This is a genomic window from Fibrobacterota bacterium (genome assembly GCA_019509785.1).
GTDB lineage: Bacteria > Fibrobacterota > Fibrobacteria > UBA11236 > UBA11236 > Chersky-265.
The window spans coordinates 40,753-56,676 of record JAEKLQ010000029.1 but is presented as its reverse complement, the minus strand read 5'-3'; the positions used below and the strand labels follow the sequence as shown (position 1 = coordinate 56,676).

General features: G+C 62.6%; 15 protein-coding genes and 1 tRNA gene. 10 read left to right on the top strand and 6 right to left on the bottom strand.

Features of this window, described 5'->3' with window-relative positions:
- Positions 1–62 precede the first annotated feature (62 nt).
- The 4 genes from JF616_06845 to JF616_06830 are packed head-to-tail and all read left to right on the top strand — an operon-like array spanning position 63 to position 5,633.
- A complete protein-coding gene (locus JF616_06845; protein ID MBW8887461.1) occupies positions 63–893 on the top strand; it encodes a DUF2817 domain-containing protein in 831 nt (276 codons plus the stop codon).
- A complete protein-coding gene (locus tag JF616_06840; GenBank protein MBW8887460.1) occupies positions 890–2,050 on the top strand; it encodes a hypothetical protein in 1,161 nt (386 codons plus the stop codon). The genes JF616_06845 and JF616_06840 overlap by 4 nt, the downstream gene beginning before the upstream one ends.
- Positions 2,051–2,070: 20 nt before the next feature.
- Positions 2,071–3,789 (top strand): hypothetical protein, encoded by a 1,719-nt coding sequence (locus JF616_06835; GenBank protein ID MBW8887459.1) that lies wholly within the window; start codon positions 2,071–2,073, stop codon positions 3,787–3,789.
- Positions 3,786–5,633, top strand: coding sequence for a hypothetical protein (locus tag JF616_06830; protein MBW8887458.1), 1,848 nt, complete (start codon positions 3,786–3,788; stop codon positions 5,631–5,633). Before JF616_06835 ends, JF616_06830 begins: the two co-directional genes overlap by 4 nt.
- A 33-nt stretch (positions 5,634–5,666) precedes the next feature.
- On the opposite strand, the gene sppA is transcribed toward JF616_06830, so the two are convergent.
- Positions 5,667–8,123 (bottom strand): signal peptide peptidase SppA, encoded by a 2,457-nt coding sequence (sppA, locus tag JF616_06825; GenBank protein ID MBW8887457.1) that lies wholly within the window; start codon positions 8,121–8,123, stop codon positions 5,667–5,669.
- A 119-nt stretch (positions 8,124–8,242) separates the two neighbouring features.
- Between sppA and JF616_06820 the strand changes: the two genes are divergently transcribed.
- Positions 8,243–8,494, top strand: a complete 252-nt coding sequence (locus JF616_06820; protein MBW8887456.1) for a hypothetical protein — start codon at positions 8,243–8,245, stop codon at positions 8,492–8,494.
- Positions 8,495–8,509: 15 nt separating this feature from the next.
- On the opposite strand, the gene JF616_06815 is transcribed toward JF616_06820, so the two are convergent.
- Positions 8,510–9,085, bottom strand: coding sequence for a hypothetical protein (locus tag JF616_06815; protein ID MBW8887455.1), 576 nt, complete (start codon positions 9,083–9,085; stop codon positions 8,510–8,512).
- A gap of 207 nt (positions 9,086–9,292) precedes the next feature.
- Between JF616_06815 and JF616_06810 the strand changes: the two genes are divergently transcribed.
- On the top strand, positions 9,293–9,841 hold the full coding sequence (locus JF616_06810) for a hypothetical protein (protein ID MBW8887454.1): 549 nt from the start codon (positions 9,293–9,295) through the stop codon (positions 9,839–9,841).
- Here the strand turns inward: JF616_06810 and JF616_06805 are convergent.
- The 3 genes from JF616_06805 to JF616_06795 form a co-directional block, all read right to left on the bottom strand.
- Entirely contained in the window at positions 9,819–10,289 is a 471-nt protein-coding gene (locus JF616_06805; protein ID MBW8887453.1) for a GreA/GreB family elongation factor, read from the bottom strand. The genes JF616_06810 and JF616_06805 overlap by 23 nt on opposite strands.
- Positions 10,290–10,394: 105 nt before the next feature.
- Positions 10,395–10,470: transfer RNA gene (locus tag JF616_06800), tRNA-Phe, on the bottom strand.
- Between the two features lie 53 nt (positions 10,471–10,523).
- Positions 10,524–11,021 carry a hypothetical protein gene (locus tag JF616_06795; GenBank protein ID MBW8887452.1) on the bottom strand — a complete coding sequence of 166 codons (498 nt, stop codon included), beginning with the start codon at positions 11,019–11,021 and terminating at the stop codon, positions 10,524–10,526.
- A 96-nt stretch (positions 11,022–11,117) separates the two neighbouring features.
- Between JF616_06795 and JF616_06790 the strand changes: the two genes are divergently transcribed.
- From JF616_06790 to JF616_06780, 3 genes are read left to right on the top strand one after another with little or no spacing between them, the layout of a single operon-like run.
- Positions 11,118–11,822, top strand: coding sequence for a ubiquinone/menaquinone biosynthesis methyltransferase (locus JF616_06790; GenBank protein ID MBW8887451.1), 705 nt, complete (start codon positions 11,118–11,120; stop codon positions 11,820–11,822).
- Position 11,823: 1 nt separating this feature from the next.
- Complete coding sequence (locus JF616_06785; protein ID MBW8887450.1) at positions 11,824–12,378, top strand: UbiX family flavin prenyltransferase; 555 nt, start codon at positions 11,824–11,826, stop codon at positions 12,376–12,378.
- A 22-nt stretch (positions 12,379–12,400) separates the two neighbouring features.
- Positions 12,401–13,285: a 4-hydroxybenzoate octaprenyltransferase gene (locus JF616_06780; protein ID MBW8887449.1), complete on the top strand. Its 885-nt coding sequence runs from the start codon at positions 12,401–12,403 to the stop codon at positions 13,283–13,285.
- 285 nt (positions 13,286–13,570) lie between these two features.
- Here the strand turns inward: JF616_06780 and JF616_06775 are convergent, their stop codons facing one another.
- Positions 13,571–14,305: a PHP domain-containing protein gene (locus JF616_06775; protein ID MBW8887448.1), complete on the bottom strand. Its 735-nt coding sequence runs from the start codon at positions 14,303–14,305 to the stop codon at positions 13,571–13,573.
- Between the two features lie 92 nt (positions 14,306–14,397).
- Between JF616_06775 and der the strand changes: the two genes are divergently transcribed.
- Complete coding sequence (der, locus tag JF616_06770) at positions 14,398–15,909, top strand: ribosome biogenesis GTPase Der (protein MBW8887447.1); 1,512 nt, start codon at positions 14,398–14,400, stop codon at positions 15,907–15,909.
- Positions 15,910–15,924 lie beyond the last annotated feature (15 nt).

The window sequence follows — 15,924 nt, the reverse complement described above, 5'->3', positions numbered from 1 at the left end:
GGGAATATAAATCCCGCCGCCTGCTTTGGTTAATCCTGATTTTATGATATTATGGACCGGCCATGTTGAGCCAAATCCAGCGATTTCCCGTCGGCGCTTCCCTCGAAGGCCGGGAGCTGATCCTCAGCGCCAATTTCCCCGCGCATGAACGGGACGCGCTCGCGCATCCCCGCGGGACCCTGCTCATCGGCGGCACGCACGGGGACGAACGCGCCACCGTCGACTTGCTGGAGTCCTTCGTCATTTCCCGCCTGGGTGCCGGCCTGCCGGCCCCGGTGGCCGTCCTCAGCCTGCACAATCCCGACGGTCACGCCCTCGGGAGCCGTTACAACGCCCGCGGGGTGGATCTCAACCGCAATTTCCCCCATCGATGGAGCCCGGGATCAGACGAGCCTTCCGGGGCATCGGCCCTGTCCGAACCCGAGTCCCGGGCCTTGCATGACTTCATCCTGGCATGGCGGCCGCGTAAAATCGTCAGCCTCCACTGGGCCTTGTCGGAGATCGACGCGGACGGCCCGCAAAGCACGCCTTTGGCGGAAAGCATGTGGGCCGCGTTGACGGCGGAGGAAAAGCGGCCCTACCGATTGCGCATCCACCGCCAGGAAGGGCCTTCCGCGGGATATTGCCCGGGTTCCCTGGGCCAATGGGCCGGGCATCATTTGGCCTATGCCGACGGGGTGCGGCCCGCCATGGTCACTTTGGAGCTACCGTACCACTCCGGTTACCACCCGCGGCCGGAGCCCTTGCCGGACGATCACCTGGAAGGGGTCCACGCCCTTTGGCGGGAACGCCCCGAAGAATACCTGGCCGCCGTGGGAGGCCCGGTCCATCGCATGCTGGAAGCGGCTTCCCTCTTGATCCATGCCGGGACTCCCTCGGGCCCGGCCGCATGAGGATCCTGGTTTGCCCCTTGGACTGGGGCTTAGGACATGCGGGCCGCTGCATTCCCCTCGTCCGCGCCTTGCGCGAAGCCGGTCATGAAGTGCGCCTTGCCGCGGCGGAGGGGGCCTTGCGTCTGCTGCGGGGCGAATTCCCCGAACTCGCCTGGGATGAATTCCCGGGGTATCGCGTGCGTTACTCCCGCTCGGCGGCCCTGCTGCTCCCGGCCTTGGTGATCCAGATCCCGGCCATCCTGGCGGGCTGGCGGGAGGAAAAAAGGCGGCTCGGCCGGCTCCTAGCGGCACATCCCTGCGATCTCGTGATCTCGGACGGTCGCTACGGGCTGGCCGGAACGGGAATCCCGACCATTCTCATCACCCATCAGATCGCTTTTCGCCTTCCCGCGAAACTTCCCTTCAAAAGCTTTGCCGAAGGGATATTGCTCCGATTGAACCTGAAGGCCTTGGCCCGATTCGAGCGCGTCTGGATCCCGGATTGGCCGCCGCCCCGTTCCTTGGCCGGGAATCTGGCGGGACCGGTTTCTCCTCCTGGTAACCGGGAATGGATCGGGCCATTGGGGCGCTTCGCCGCGTCCGCGGCCGATTCCCTTCCTAAGGGCCCAAGCATCGACATCGCCGCCGTGGTCAGCGGGCCCGAGCCTCAACGATCCTTGTTCGAAGCCTCCCTGCGCGCGTCGTTGGCGCGCCTTTCCGGCACGCGGGTGCTGGTGCGGGGTTTGCCCGGCGCTTCCGGCCAAGCCGGTCCGGGCCTCGCGTCCATGCGCAAGGGCGAGCTCAACGTGTTCGACCATCTTCCGGGAGGGGAGTTGGCGCAAGTTTTCTCCAATGCAAGAGCCCTCGTGGCCCGTTCCGGATATACGACGGTGATGGAATTGGCCGTACTCGGGGCCTCGGCCGCGGTGCTGGTACCGACCCCGGGCCAGACGGAACAGGAATACCTGGCGGATCATCTTACCGGCTTGGGAACGGCCGTGCGCCGGGAGCAGGGCGAACTCGATCTCGACGCCGCCATCGGCGCGATCCGGGATCTGCCCGGGTTCCGGGCCTGGCGCGAGGAGGATCCCGGACGCCGCCTGACGCGCTTCGTCCAATCCCATCCCATGCTGGCCCACGCGACCCGGCAAGCCGTAGGGAAGACGGGCCAACAATAGTAGATTTAGACAAGGACAGCATGCAGTCGTTTCGCCGCCATTTTACGATCGCGCTCATGCTGGCCTCGGCATTCGCCGCATCCGTGCCGGCGGCCACGGGCGACGGTAAGACCGAGACGCGACTACGCTTCTACCGCGAGCATCTGGACAAGTACCTGAAGACCCTGCGCAAGGCCGATACCCTCACGCCTTACTATCTCGCCTATCGGGTCAACGACACGCTCTACCACAGCTTCCAAGCCAATCGCGGCGGGGTCATCGAGGACAAAAGCGGTACCTCGCGTTACTTCGGCGTGGAGGCCCGCGTGGGCTCGGGCCGCTTCGATAATACCCATCCCATGCGGGAGAACCTGGATTTCACCGCCTGGGAAGGGTATCAGAACGAGCGTCTCCCTTTCGAGCCCGAAGGCAAGCCCGCGGAACAGGCCCTCAAGATCGCCACCGATTTCGCCTATCGCGCCGCCAAGGATCAATACATCAAGATCAAGGCCAACGTGGACGTGCGCCCCGCCGAGAACGACTCCGGCCTTGACTTCGCGCCCGCGCCCGTCGTGCGCAAGGTGGAGCCCGAACCCCCGAAACCGCCGCCGCGCAAAGCCCTGGATACCCTTTACGCGCGCATCCAACGCGCCAGCCGGCTGTTCGCGAATAATCCGCATTTGTATTCCACCTCCATCGATTTCACCTATCGGCAGGTGCGCAAGCTGATCGTGAGTTCGGAAGGGACCTCCCTCGCGCATACCGAGACCTTGGGGAATATCGGGCTTTACGTGGAGACCAAGGCCGAGGACGGGATGATCCTCTGGTTGACGAAGGATTTCTTCTTCCGCGAGGCTCCGCTGGATTTCCCGTATGACAGCCTGAAGATCGCCGCCGAGACCTTGATCCGGAAACTGGATACCCTGCGCGCCGCCCCGGTGATGGAAACCTATGTCGGCCCGGTCATCCTGGAAAACATCGCCGCCGCCGTGCTTACCCACGAGGTCTTCGGCCATCGCGTGGAAGGCCATCGGCAGAAAGCCGTGGACGAAGGGCAAACCTTCGTATCCAAGGTCGGCCAGCAACTCACGTCCCCCTTCGTCACCATCCAGGACGATCCCACCCGCGCCTTCGCGGGGACGATCCCGTTGAACGGATATTACCGCTATGATGATGAAGGCGTTCCCTCCCGGCCCACCCTCCTGATGAAGGACGGGGTGTTCAAGGATTTCCTGTTCAGCCGCTCCGTGATATCGCCTAAAGGGGCTTCCAACGGGCATGGCCGCGGGGCGCTGGGCCTCGCTCCCACGGCGCGCATGGGGAACACCATCCTGGAGGCTTCCCGCACGGTTCCCGTAGCATCCCTTCGCGATAGCCTGCGCGCCTTGCTCAAGCGCACCGGCAAGCCCTATGGCCTGCTACTGCACGATATCTCCGGGGGCTTCACCTATACGGGAAGGGATCTTCCGCAGTCCTTCCGCGTGGAACCGCTTTACGTGTCGCAGATTTTCGCGGATAAGCGTCCCGATCGCGTGGTGCGGGGGGTGGATGCGGTGGGTACTCCCTTGGTGACCTTAAAGCAAATTGTGGCCGCGGGGGATGATCCGGCCGTATTCAACGGGTATTGCGGAGCCGAATCGGGCTGGATCCCGGTATCCGCCATCGCGCCGTCCATTTTGCTGGAGTCCATGGAATTCGAAAGCCGCGCCAAAGATCAGAACCTGGCTCCTATCTTACCACCTCCCCCGGTGCGCCCATGAAGGCGATTAACGTGCTCGGGATCCTCGCCATATGCGCCACGACTGGATTGGGGCAAACCGATGGCCACCATGCGCAACAACCGCCGGGCGGGCAGCCCGCGCAACCCGCCGGAAGCCCCGCGCAAGCCCCGGCCAAGCCCGCGCCGCATGCGCCCGTGGACGCGCCCGGTATTCCGGCACCGACCGCCGGGAAGGCCAATCCCCCGGATTCGGCCGAGCTTTCCGGCTCCCCCGTGCTCGCCGCCATGTCCCATGAGCTCAAGCGCTCGATGGACAGCTTGCGCATCAAAGGACGTCCCCGGCCTTACTTCATCTCGTACCTGGTTTGGGACGTCGAGTCCAGCCACATGCAAGCCTCCTTGGGCGCATGCGAAATGGTGGATGAAGACCACGAGCACATGGCCGATGTCGATCTCAGGGTAGGGGACTACGCCCAGGACAACACCAATTTCCAGGGTGGCATCGTGTTCGGGCCCCGCCTGCGCCTACCGCTGCCCCAGGATAACGACACCAACCTGATCCGGGCCTCGCTATGGGCCGCCACCGACGCCAAGTACAAGGTGGCGGTGGAAAACCTGGCGCAGAAGAAAGCCTTCCTCACCAACCACAACCGGAGCGATAGCCTTCCCGATTTCACCAAGCAGAAGGTTTTGACGCATTTCCGGGCCGAGACGCGCACCGCGCCCGATACGACCAAGCTGCGGGCGATGGGCGAGTCCTTGAGCGGATGGCTGGGAAGCTTCCCCTGGCTTTTGGAATCGCGGGTGGGCTACCAATATTATTACACGACCTTCTATTACGTGGATTCGGAAGGCGCGCGTCTGATCGAAACCGTGAAGGAGCATACCTTACTCGTTTCGCTGTTCACCCAGGCCAAGGACGGGGCGCCGCTTTGGGATTATTTAAGGATCGCCACCCGGGATCCGCTGCCGCTGGGCGAAGGCCCCACCGCCCTCGCGGCTTTGAAGGATTCCCTGCAGCCTATCCTCAAGCGCATGGATCATTTGCGATCGGCCGAGCCCTTGGCCAATTACCGCGGCCCGGTGTTGTTCACGGATCATGCCGCGGGGGAGCTTTTGACCAAGGCCTTGCTGGCGCCCCAGGCCCATCTCCGCGAAGCCGCGAGCACCATGTCCGAGCCGAATTTCCTGGTGAGCCTCGCCGGCCGCAAGCTTTTCCCCGGGGAAATCACGATTACGGATTCGCCTTCCATGGCCGCCTATCAAGGCCGCTCCTTGTTCGGGCATTACGAGGTGGATCAACAGGGCCAGCCCGGCCAGGACATCGTGTTGGTCCAAAACGGGCGCGTGAAGGATTTCCTGCTCGGCAAGGTACCGGTGCTGAAGGCCAAGGGGCATGTCAGCAATGGGCATTGGCGTTATGGCGGGGGCTTCCCGGGGGTGACCGTACTCAGCTCGTCCAAGCCCGTCACCGAAGCGGGACTCCGTTCGCAACTCTCCGCCATGGGCGTGGATGAAGGCACCGGTTACGGGATGATCGTTTCCAAACTGGCCGATGACGATGCGCTCAAGTTGTTGCGGCATCCCTTGGCGGGCCAGCTGGCGGTCACCGACGCCCTCGATGGGCGCGGAAGCTTTTCCCTCACGCCGCCCTGCGAGATCGATATGCTCGATTCCCGTACCGGGAAGGTTACCCCCGTACGGGGCTTGTCCTTCCCCGCGTTGGATACCAAATCCCTGCGGGACATCGCCGCGGTGGGGGACAAGCCTTGGCTGCACGAACCCCAGGCGGCCTATTCGGTCCTCTGCCCGTCCTTGCTGTTCACCCTGCTCGATCTAAAGGGCGGACGCAGCAACCAGCCCCATCCGCCGTACCTTCCCTAACCGATCCCGGTTCCGCTTCCCCTTCCGCTTCTGTCATTCCCATCCCGCCAAGGGGGAAACGTTCCAACCCGCGAGTTCGGGGTCCAAGGCCCATAAATCCGGCTTCGCCAAGGCGGATATCCGATCGGTTTCTTGCTTGATCCCGACCGCGAGTCCTTCAGCACCGCGCGCCCGGCTGACTCCCATCCCCGGGATAGGCAATACTGAAGACTCGCCTTGGGCGGAGAAGACCACCACCTCTACGTCCCTCCGCGGCCCGATGCCGGCCAGTTTGCGGGCCGTGGAAATGGCATCGCCCAATCCTCCCAGTTCGTCCGCCAAGCCATTGGCCGCGGCCTGCACGCCCGTGAAGATGCGGCCCTGCCCCAGGCTGTCCACCCGGGCCTTGGGCATATGCCTTCCGTTCGCGACCTTGGTGATGAAGTCGTCGTAGAACTTGTCCATGTGCCGCTGCAAGGCGTCCGTTTCCGTCGAATCCCAGGCCCGCGTCATCGAGGTTCCGTCGGCATGGGGTGAAGTCTTCACGGTCTCGGACTTGAGCCCCAGTTTGTCGAACAGCCCCTTCAATACGAACTTGCCCCATAGCACCCCGATGCTGCCTAGCACGGAATTAGGCGCGGCCAGGATCTTATCCGCGCCGCAAATGAGGTAATATCCGCCGGAAGCCGCATCGCGGCCCACCGAGGCCACCACGGGCTTGCCGGCCTTCTTCAAAAGTTCCACCTCCCGCCACATGATGTCGGCGGCCTGGGCCGAACCGCCGGGGGAATCCACGCGTAGGACCACCGCTTTGACGGAAGGGTCCTTGCGCGCCTTCCGCAATTGGCCGGCCACCGTTTCCGAGCCGGCCAGATCGGGCCCGGTCAGCCAGGAACGCGCGCTCGAACCGACCACCATGTCGCCGGTCACGACCACGATGGCTATTTGCGGCGGAATGTCCCATGTCGTGCGCGCTACCCTGTCCGGCTGGTTCCCGTCCAGATGAGCGCCCTTGCCTCCCGCGAGTTCGGCCAATTGATCTGCGTAAATCAAGGTGTCGATGAGATGCGCCCGCACCGCATGCTCCAAACCGATCTCAGGGGACTCCAGGGCCTTGCGCAGCGAATCCTTGGGCAGCCCCCGCGCCCGCGCGGATTCGGCCAGGAAGTTGTCCCACAGCGAGGCTATGAATCCTTGCAAATCCGATCGCATCGGCTCCGACATGCTCGTTCGCGTGTAAGGCTCTTCGAAGGATTTGAATTTCCCATGCCGGAGGAATTGCGGTTCCACGCCCAGCTTATCGAACAGGCCCCGATAGAACATCACCTCGGCCGCGAAGCCGTTGACCGCGAAATGGCCCTGGGGTTGCATGGCGATGGTCCCGCAGGCCGTGGCCAGGTAGTAATTGAGGGGGGAGACCTCTTCCATGTAGGCGACCGTACGTACGCCCCGGGCGCGCAGGCGCAGGAGCCGGTCGCGGATCTCTTCGCCCATGGACCAGCCGCAACGAGCGCTGCCCAACTTGACGGCCACGGCGCGGAGATGCCGGTCGGATTCCAGAACGTCGAAGCGCCGCATCAGGTCCACGAATCCCAGGCTCTTGCCCTGGAACCAACCCTCATCGGTTTCGCCCTCCTGGATGTCGCGGTTGAGATCGATTTCCGCGACCGCCCCGTCCGACGCCAGGAACGGCGCTTTCTGGGCGGTTCTCCATTCCATGGCGGCATCGGCCCGTTCCCGCCGCGCCAGATCGGCCCCCAGGCGGTTGCGCATCCCGGGAGGGGCGCCGCCGCCCCGGGCCGCCCCGATCCCCGCCGCCATCCTTCCCGACAGTTGCAGGGTAACACCCAAGCTACCCTCGCCGCGTCCCGGATCCCATTGGGCCTCCGTCCGCAGCCCGGCGAAGAGGGGGATCTCACCGAACACGTAACCGCGGTGTTTCCCCGGCCCCTGCCGCTCGAAGCCGTAGCCCACGTCCAAATCGGCCCAACCTCCCGGATAAACGGCGAATGGCCGGAGGGACGCGGCCAAGCGGTGCGTCCGCCTTTCATCGCCCGCCGTCGCCAGGTTCTCGGTCCATGCCCCTAAAAGCAGTTGCGGCCAAGGGCGGAAATCCAATCCCCCGTCCAGCAAGAGATGGTCGGGACCCTGCCCGTCCCAGACGTAAGCGGGACGCAGCCCGAAGGTGAACAGGTCCAGGGCGTTCCAGGCGCCCGCGAGATCGAATCGCGCAAGATAAGGACCCGCGCCTTCCCAATAGCGGAATCCGCCCGCCCAGCCGGGGCCCTGCTGCTCTAAGGCCCACAGGCGTTGGCGGGCGTCGGGCCGGGCGTCCCAACCCGCCCATCCCAGGCTCCCGCGCGTATCTTCCCCGAAGCCGGCCGCGGCCGGATTGGCGAAGGCGCCTTGCGAGACCGCGGTAGCCGGGCTCTGCGCGAATGGCATGGGGCTGTCCCAGGCCCGGGAAAGCGATGCGAACAGGGCGATGACCGGGACATACCTCAAAACCATAAACAGCCTCACTTTCCCGAAAAAAAGATCGTAGCCCGGCCTCTCAGCTTCGTAAATTAGAGGTATAGGCACTTGGATTCGGACATTATTTTTCTTTCTTTGAAGAAAAAGGAACAATTTTGGACAACGAAAAGACGAAAACGATCAAGGGCATCATCGCCGAAGTGGTGGGCTTCGATCCGGAAGACATCAACGATGAGGACCGGTTCATCGTCGATTACAAGATTACCTACGGTGAGCGCAAAGTTTTGCTTGAGAAGCTGAACCAGGCCTTCCTGAAGGAATTTGGATTCGACGAGTTCTGCAAAATGGATAAGGTGAACGATGTCATCGAGGCGTTTACCGCGCAATCGGTAGGGCAATCCGGCTAACGCCCTAGACCCGGCTCACCGGCCGGGCGCCTTTTCCGGTCCGGTCCCCGGACCTTTTAAATCCGTCCCGGAACTATCGCCCGCCCCGAAATCAGCCTGTACCGGGCCGTTTTGCGCTTGCGCCGCCGCCTTCAGCTTTTCGAAGTCGGCGCATTCCAATAAATCCAAGCGGCCGGCATATCCGACCTTGCGCTGGGTGGTGGCGGGCGGCGTACCGACCGTAAAGCAAACCGATTGCTCGCCGCCGGCGTCCAAGGGAATGTCCAGCCGCAAGATCCGCAGGCGTCCCGTGGCATGCTCCGGGAAGAATTCGCAATAATCGAGCTTGTTCTTGATGAAGGTGCGGCGAAGTTTCTCGTCGAAGAAAATCTTACCGTCCATGTCGGCGGGAAGTCCGATGGGAAGGGTGTTGGTGAGCCGCAATTCCAAGCCATTCCCTTTATGCACGATCTTGGCGCCTTTGGGTAAAAGGAGGTTGCGATGCTCGGGAATGTTCCGGTAGGCCATATAATTGCGGGTCTGTACGCCGCATTCCGCTTTTAGATCGGCCCCTGCCTGGTTGAAATCGATATCCTGGCAAATGTCGGGCATGTCTTCGGGAGCGTATACTTTTCCCCCGGAACCTTCGCCCGACGTGCCGGCGCATCCGCATAAAGCATAGACCGCCCCGGAAAGGACCCAACAGAAAGCACGGGGAACTCCTCTTCGCGGCGATCCATTGCCGGCCGTGCCGCCGCCGAAGGAATTAAATTGGACTCGGCCTGCCCTCGTCCCGGGATAGGTTCGCGGAGACGGGGCATGCTCGAGGATAGTCATCGCGCGCTTAAACGCTGGGAACGAGCGCGCCAACTGGAAGGCCTGCGCCAGGAACCCGAAGGCGCGGGACCGTTGGCTTGGTGCCGCATCCGCGCCGCATCCGGACCGGGCCTGATCCCGATAAAGTTGTTGGCATTGTTCGCGGGGGACTTCGCCTACGTCCGCGCCGCCGATGAAGCCGCTCCTGCCGGCGTTCCCGGTCCCGCCTGGCTGGTCCGCGCGGCCATCCAATGGGAACCCTACCTGAGGCAAATCGTCCGTCACTTCGGGCTGGGACGCCCCGTTCCCCCCGAATTCATACCGGTGCGGAAGCTGCCCGGCGAACTCCTGGAAAAGCTCGCCCGCCTGCCCGACCGCGCCTTGCCGGACATCTTCGCCAAGCTGCGCTTCGAAGGCCTCCTGCCCGACTTGCGGAACTTGTCCCGCGAGACTTGCCCGCCGGGCCTGCCCTGGGCGGACCTGCGGGCGCGCTTCCAGGATTTCAAGAGCGCGGATTCCCTCGGGGATGTTACGGATAATCCACCTCGATGATTTCATAAGCCACCGACCCGCGCGGGGTTTCGACATCCACCTGGCCCAACGGCGGCTTTCCGATCAAGGACTTTCCGATGGGGGAGTCCATGGATACCCGGCCTTCCATGGGATCGATTTCATCGGCGCCGACGATTTGGAATGTCATTTCGCGGCCGTCGGAACGGCGAAGGCGAACGCGCGCGCCAAAGGTGATGGTGGCCGAAGCGCGTCCTTCCACCACCACGCTCTTGCCGATCTTGTCGTCCAGCTGGCGCAGGCGCTTATCGATTTCCCGCAACCGCTTCTTGCCGTAGATGTATTCGGCGTTCTCGGAACGATCGCCTTGGGCGGCCGCCGCGGCGATTTCCTCCAGGAGCTTGGGCCGGGTGCGGTACCACAAGTCTTCCCATTCCTGCTTGAGCTTCTCCATCCCTTCGGGGCTGATGGGTCGCTTGGGATTCTCCATTACGGGGTAATGGTAGCGTTTACCGGGGGATCCGGGCAAGGGCGGGAAGCAAAGGGGGAGGGATCGTAATGGCCCGGGGAGGCGTCCGGGACGTAAGATTTTTGCTGGTGGCCCCTCGCAGAATTGAACTGCGGACACAAGGATTTTCAGTCCTCTGCTCTACCGACTGAGCTAAAGGGCCATCAGCGCGGTTAAATTTAAGCGGAAGCGTTGGGCATGTCAAATCGCTCCCGGCTAATGGCGCGCCTTGTCCAGGCGGAAATGGATGAGAGTGCGATCGAGGGTGTTGCGAAAGGTCAAATCGGGCCTGGCCTTGGTGTATAAGGTCAGCCGCACCAGGCGTTTGGTCCGCATCCCACCGGCGCCGTCCCCGGGCCGCGAGGGTTCCCGGTAATAGAATTCTTCGATCAGGCTCGCCTCCACCACGCCGCCGCGGATGCGGGAAAGCCGCATGGCGGGCTTGCCCGTATCCAGGAAATCGATTTCGATGCGGTCGTTCTGCACGCGCACCTTGCGTTCGGGAGGCTTGCCGCGGAAGAGCGCCTGCACCATGTAGGATTCGTACTCGCCTTTGTCCTGCCGGTCGAGCAGTACTTGCACGAGTTGGCTGGAAGGTTCGTCGGCCGCTTCGCCGGGCTTGGGCTGGAAGGCCCGGTACCCGCGATGGACGCCGTGCCCCGACGAATCGGGACCTGCCGCGCGTATCGCGGGCGTAGCGAGGAGGAAAATCATGGCCGCGCTCGCGGGAAGGGCCATTCGAAGCAAGCGGGGAATGGCCTTCATCGGCTATTATGTACATTTTAGCCTCCAAGGAGCCAAACACCAATCATGGGACTCGCCATCCAGCGCATGTTCGACGGCATCGCTGGCCGTTACGATTTCCTCAACCATTTCCTGAGCGCCGGACGGGACCGCGCATGGCGGAGGCGCGCCGCGGCCTGCCTGCGGGGGAACGCGCCCCTGCGCGTCCTCGATCTGTGCGGGGGCACGGGTGATTTTTGGCGGACCTGGGCGGGCACGGAAGGAACGCGCGCGCCGGGATCGCGCGGCGTCATCGCCGATTTCTCGCTTCCCATGCTGCAAGAGGCCAAACGCAAGTTGGCCGCGGATGCGCCCGCGGTGCGTCCTTTCCTGGTCCGGATGGATGCGCTCCATCCTTGTTTCAAGGATGGCAGTTTCGATGCGGCGCTCTGCGCCTACGGAATGCGTAACCTGGACTCCCTCGATGGCGGCATAGACGCCATCGGCGGTCTGCTGAAGCCCGGAGGCCTTTTCATCACCCTCGAGTTCTTCCGGCCCACCACGGCCTTCACGCGCCTGTTCTATCATGGCCTGGCCCCCCTGTGCATCCCCTTCCTGGGATGGTTTTTCGCCTCGCGCCGGCAAGCCTATGCCTATCTGGTGGATTCCATCCGCCGCTTCCGATCCGTCGGCGAATATAGGGACGGCTTCCGGGGCCATGGCTTCCGCGACGTGGCCGTCATCCCCTGCGATTTCGGCATCTCGCATATCGTCACCGCGGTGAAGGGTTGATATGGGACGTTATGTGATCGGGGTGACGGGCGCTTCCGGATCGATTTATGCCGATCGCCTGCTCATGCATTTGAAAGCCCTGGGGCATGAGACGCATGTGGTCTTCACGGAAACCGGCAAGAAGGTTTGCGCCTTCGAAGGTTTCCCCGGGATCGCCGGGCGCGCCGATAAGGTCCACGACAACAAGGATTTCTTCGCCCCGTTCGCGAGCGGATCCTGGCGCCACGATGGCATGGCGGTAGTCCCCTGCTCCATGGGAAGCTTGGCGAAAATCGCCCACGGCATCGGCGATAGCCTGCTCACGCGCGCCGCGGACGTATGCCTCAAGGAGAAATACCGCTTGGTGATCGTGCCCCGGGAAACGCCCATGAGCGCCTTGCATTTGCGCAACCAGGAGAGCCTGGCTTCGCTAGGGGCGGTCATACTGCCGGCGTCCCCGGCCTTCTACCTTAAGCCCGCGACCATCGAGGATCTGGTCGACACCGTGTTGGCGCGCGTTCTCGATCATCTCGGATTGCACGATCACCCCGTCGGCGAACGCTGGCGGGAAATGTGAGTCTCGCCAAGAAAGCCTCCCCATGAGCTCGTTCAAGCATTATTTCGCGCTCGTCCGCTTCTCCCACACCTTGTTCGCCCTGCCCTTCGCTTTGGCCGCCATGCTCTGGGCCGCGAACGGCCTGCCATCCGGACGCATCTTCCTGCTGATCCTGGTTTGCATGGTGACCTGCCGGAACGCGGCCATGGCCTTCAACCGCCTCGCCGATGCGGCCTTCGACAAGGAGAATCCGCGCACGGCCAGGCGCCATCTGCCCACGGGCGTCCTCTCGCGCGCGCAAGTCATCGGGTTCCTGGTGGCGAACGCCGCGGTCTTCGTCATTACCACTTGGTTCGTGAACCGCCTGGCCTTCGCCTTGGCCTTGCCCACCTTGGTGGCGGTTTGCGGTTATTCCCTGACCAAGCGCTTCAGCTCGCTATCGCATTTCTTCCTGGGGCTGGCCATCGGCATCTCGCCCGTGGGCGCATGGATAGCGGTGCGCGGGGACTCCATCTTATCCGCTTTGGCGGAAAGGCGATGGCCGGCGGACGGGGCCGCCCCGTTGCTCTTGTGCCTCTCCCTATGGCTCTGGATCGCCGGCTTCGACATCATCTACGCCACCCAGGATCACGAATTCGACAAGGCTCGCGGCCTCCACTCCCTGGTGGTCCGGCTCGGGGTCGCCTCCGCCCTCACGGTGTCCAAAGCGACCCACCTGGCGATGTGGCTATGCCTGGCCGCTTTGGGCTGGTACGGCCAGTTGGGCCTGCCGTACTGGACTTGCCTTGCCGCCGTGGCGGCGTTGCTGCTGTACCTTCATCTTTTCCGCCGCAGTGCGTCCCTCGATTCCCTGAACCAGGATTTCTTCCTCGCCAACATCGCCGTGAGCGTAATCGTTCTGATCGGGATCGGCGCCCGCTTCCATTGAAGCCGCGACCAGCCTGAAGAATCTTTTGAGCCGGCCGTTAATTCCGGATACGATCAAGGTCGAGTACGTGATAACGCCCATGCATCCCGAGAGGATGTAGGTCCCCGCCAATCCGATCGCCAATAGGGAAAGTTGTTTGTGCATATCGTCACCTTTCCATGCTCTTCAGACGCATGGAACCCGCCGGTTGTATCAATGAATCGGTAGTCCCCGTATCGGAACCAACCGTTACGGAATTCCCGCGAGAGCGGGGCGGGGGTAAGGCGGTTGTTCAGCGCCGCCGGATCAAGCGGATGGCTGCCAATTCCGGGTGCGTTTGTAGTTGATCCATTTCATATAGCCTTTGGCGATGACGTTCCAGCCTATGCGGCCCATCTCGCCCGCGTCCAAGGCCCGGCCCTTCACGCTGGCCCGACCCGCTTTGATCGCCCTCAAGATGCTGTCCGCGTCCTGCGGGCAATCGGCTTCGGTCCAGGTTTTCCCGAATTGTTCGATGGTATGGGTGTCGGAATTGCCCACCAGGGGGAGGCCTAGCTTCTCGGCGGCGGCAATGGCTTTGCGATTGGGATTCCATTTCGCATGGTAGAAGCCCGAAACCTCTACCGCGTCGAACAAATCGCCGTGGCGCCAGAATTTCTCCTGCAAGGCCACGCCGCTCGGGAAAAAAGGATGGGGGGCGATCACGAGGGTTTCCCGTCCGCCCGCGCGTGCCGACTCGGCCTTGAGGCGTTTCAGATCGGCGAAGGAAGCGACCTGCTCGGCCGCCGCTTTGGGGAAATTGATGAGGAGAACATGGCAACCCTCGATATCCTGCTCCACTCCGGGGATGAGCAAAATGCCCCGCTCGCGGGCATAGCGGGTAGCGGCTTCGCTTTCGAATTGGCGGGTATGCAAGGTGATGGCAAGCGCCCCATAAGAGAGGGAGGCTGCTTTGTCCAATAATTCGAAAACGGTGTGGTACACATGATGGTCGTACGGATCATCCAATGTGTGCATGTGGAAGTCGAATTTCAGCGGCATGGCGCGTCGATTCCAATCCTAATCGGGGGTTTAAATCTATTTTATAACGTCAGCATTGCCAATCACTTAATGAAGCTCTACATTTCCCCGCAATGCAATTAGCCACCGTCGTTATCGTAGGTCGCCCCAACGTGGGCAAGTCCAGCTTTTTCAACCGGGTGCTGGGTCGTCGCGCGGCGGTCGTCGCCAATCGCGATGGCGTGACCCGCGATCGGCATTACCAGGTCGCCGAGTGGAACGGCCATTACTTCACCGTGGTAGATACCGGCGGTTTCCTGTCCAAGGATCTCGATGGCTTGAACGGCTCGGTGCGGAAGCAAATCGAAGTCGCCGTCGCAGAAGCCGATGTGGTGCTTTTCCTGGCGGACGGTCGCGTGGGCATCACCGAGCTCGATCAGACTTTCGCCCGCGTGATCCAGAAGTCGGGACGGCCGGTGATCCTGGTGGTCAACAAAGCCGAGTCCCGGAACGTGGCTTTGGAATCGTCGGTGTTCTGGAACCTGGGGTTGGGGGAGCCGTTCCCCATTTCCGCCCTGCAAGGCGACAACGTGGCGGATCTATTGGATAAGGTGCTGGAGTATTTGCCCACCAAGCCGCGCTTCGTCCCTCGCGAAGATAAGATCAAGGTTGCCATCCTGGGCCGGCCCAATGCCGGCAAGAGCACCATGGTCAATGCCCTGATAGGGGAAGATCGCGTCATCACCTCGGCTATCCCGGGAACCACGCGCGACGCCATCGATACCGAGTTCGAGTGGGAAGGCCGGAAGTTCGTGCTGACGGATACCGCGGGCCTGCGCCGGAAGGCGCGCGTAAAGGACGAGGTGGAGTATTTCTCCAACATGCGCGCCCTGGAAGCGATCCGTCGCAGCGACGTGTGCGTCTTGTTGGTGGATGCCTTGCGGGGGATGGAGATCCAGGATCATCGCATCTGTACCCTGATCCAGGAAGTGGGGAAGGGTCTCATCGTTTGCCTCAATAAGTGGGACATCGTGGAGCCTGGGGATAAAACCTTCGACCATATGGTCAAGGCCCTGCGCCAGAAGAATCCCGATCTAGAAGGGATGCCTTTCCTTTCGGCTTCCGGCTTAACCGGCAAGCGCCTGGTGCGGGTGCTGGAAGAAATCGTGAAGGTGAAGGACAACTTGGGCAGGGTTTTGGGACGCGAGAACGTGATCCGCTACCTCGAAGAGACGGTGTCCCAGCACCCGCATCCGGCTACCTCCCTGGGGCCCGTGAATCTCGAGCGGTGCTGCCAGGTGCTGGTCAATCCGCCGGCTTTGGCTTTCGAGATCAGCCATCCGGAACGGATACAAACGGCCTATGTCCGTTACTTGCGGCGTAGAGCCTACGAATTCTTCCAGCTCGAAGGCGCGCCCATACGCATCTGGTTCCGCAGCCGCTTCAAGCTGCGCACCGACGAGGACCTGTTGAGCTACCTGCATTGGGGCAACATCCCCGAAGAGGTCCGTGCGGAATGGGCCGACGAAGAGAAAAAGCTATCGGACGGGGCCGAACGGCAGCAGTCCGCCATGGACTCCGATCCGGATGACGATTTCTGGGAAGACGCCGAATCGAAGGGCGGCCGTAAGGGAGACGGGGCCTAATGGTCGCAATGGTCA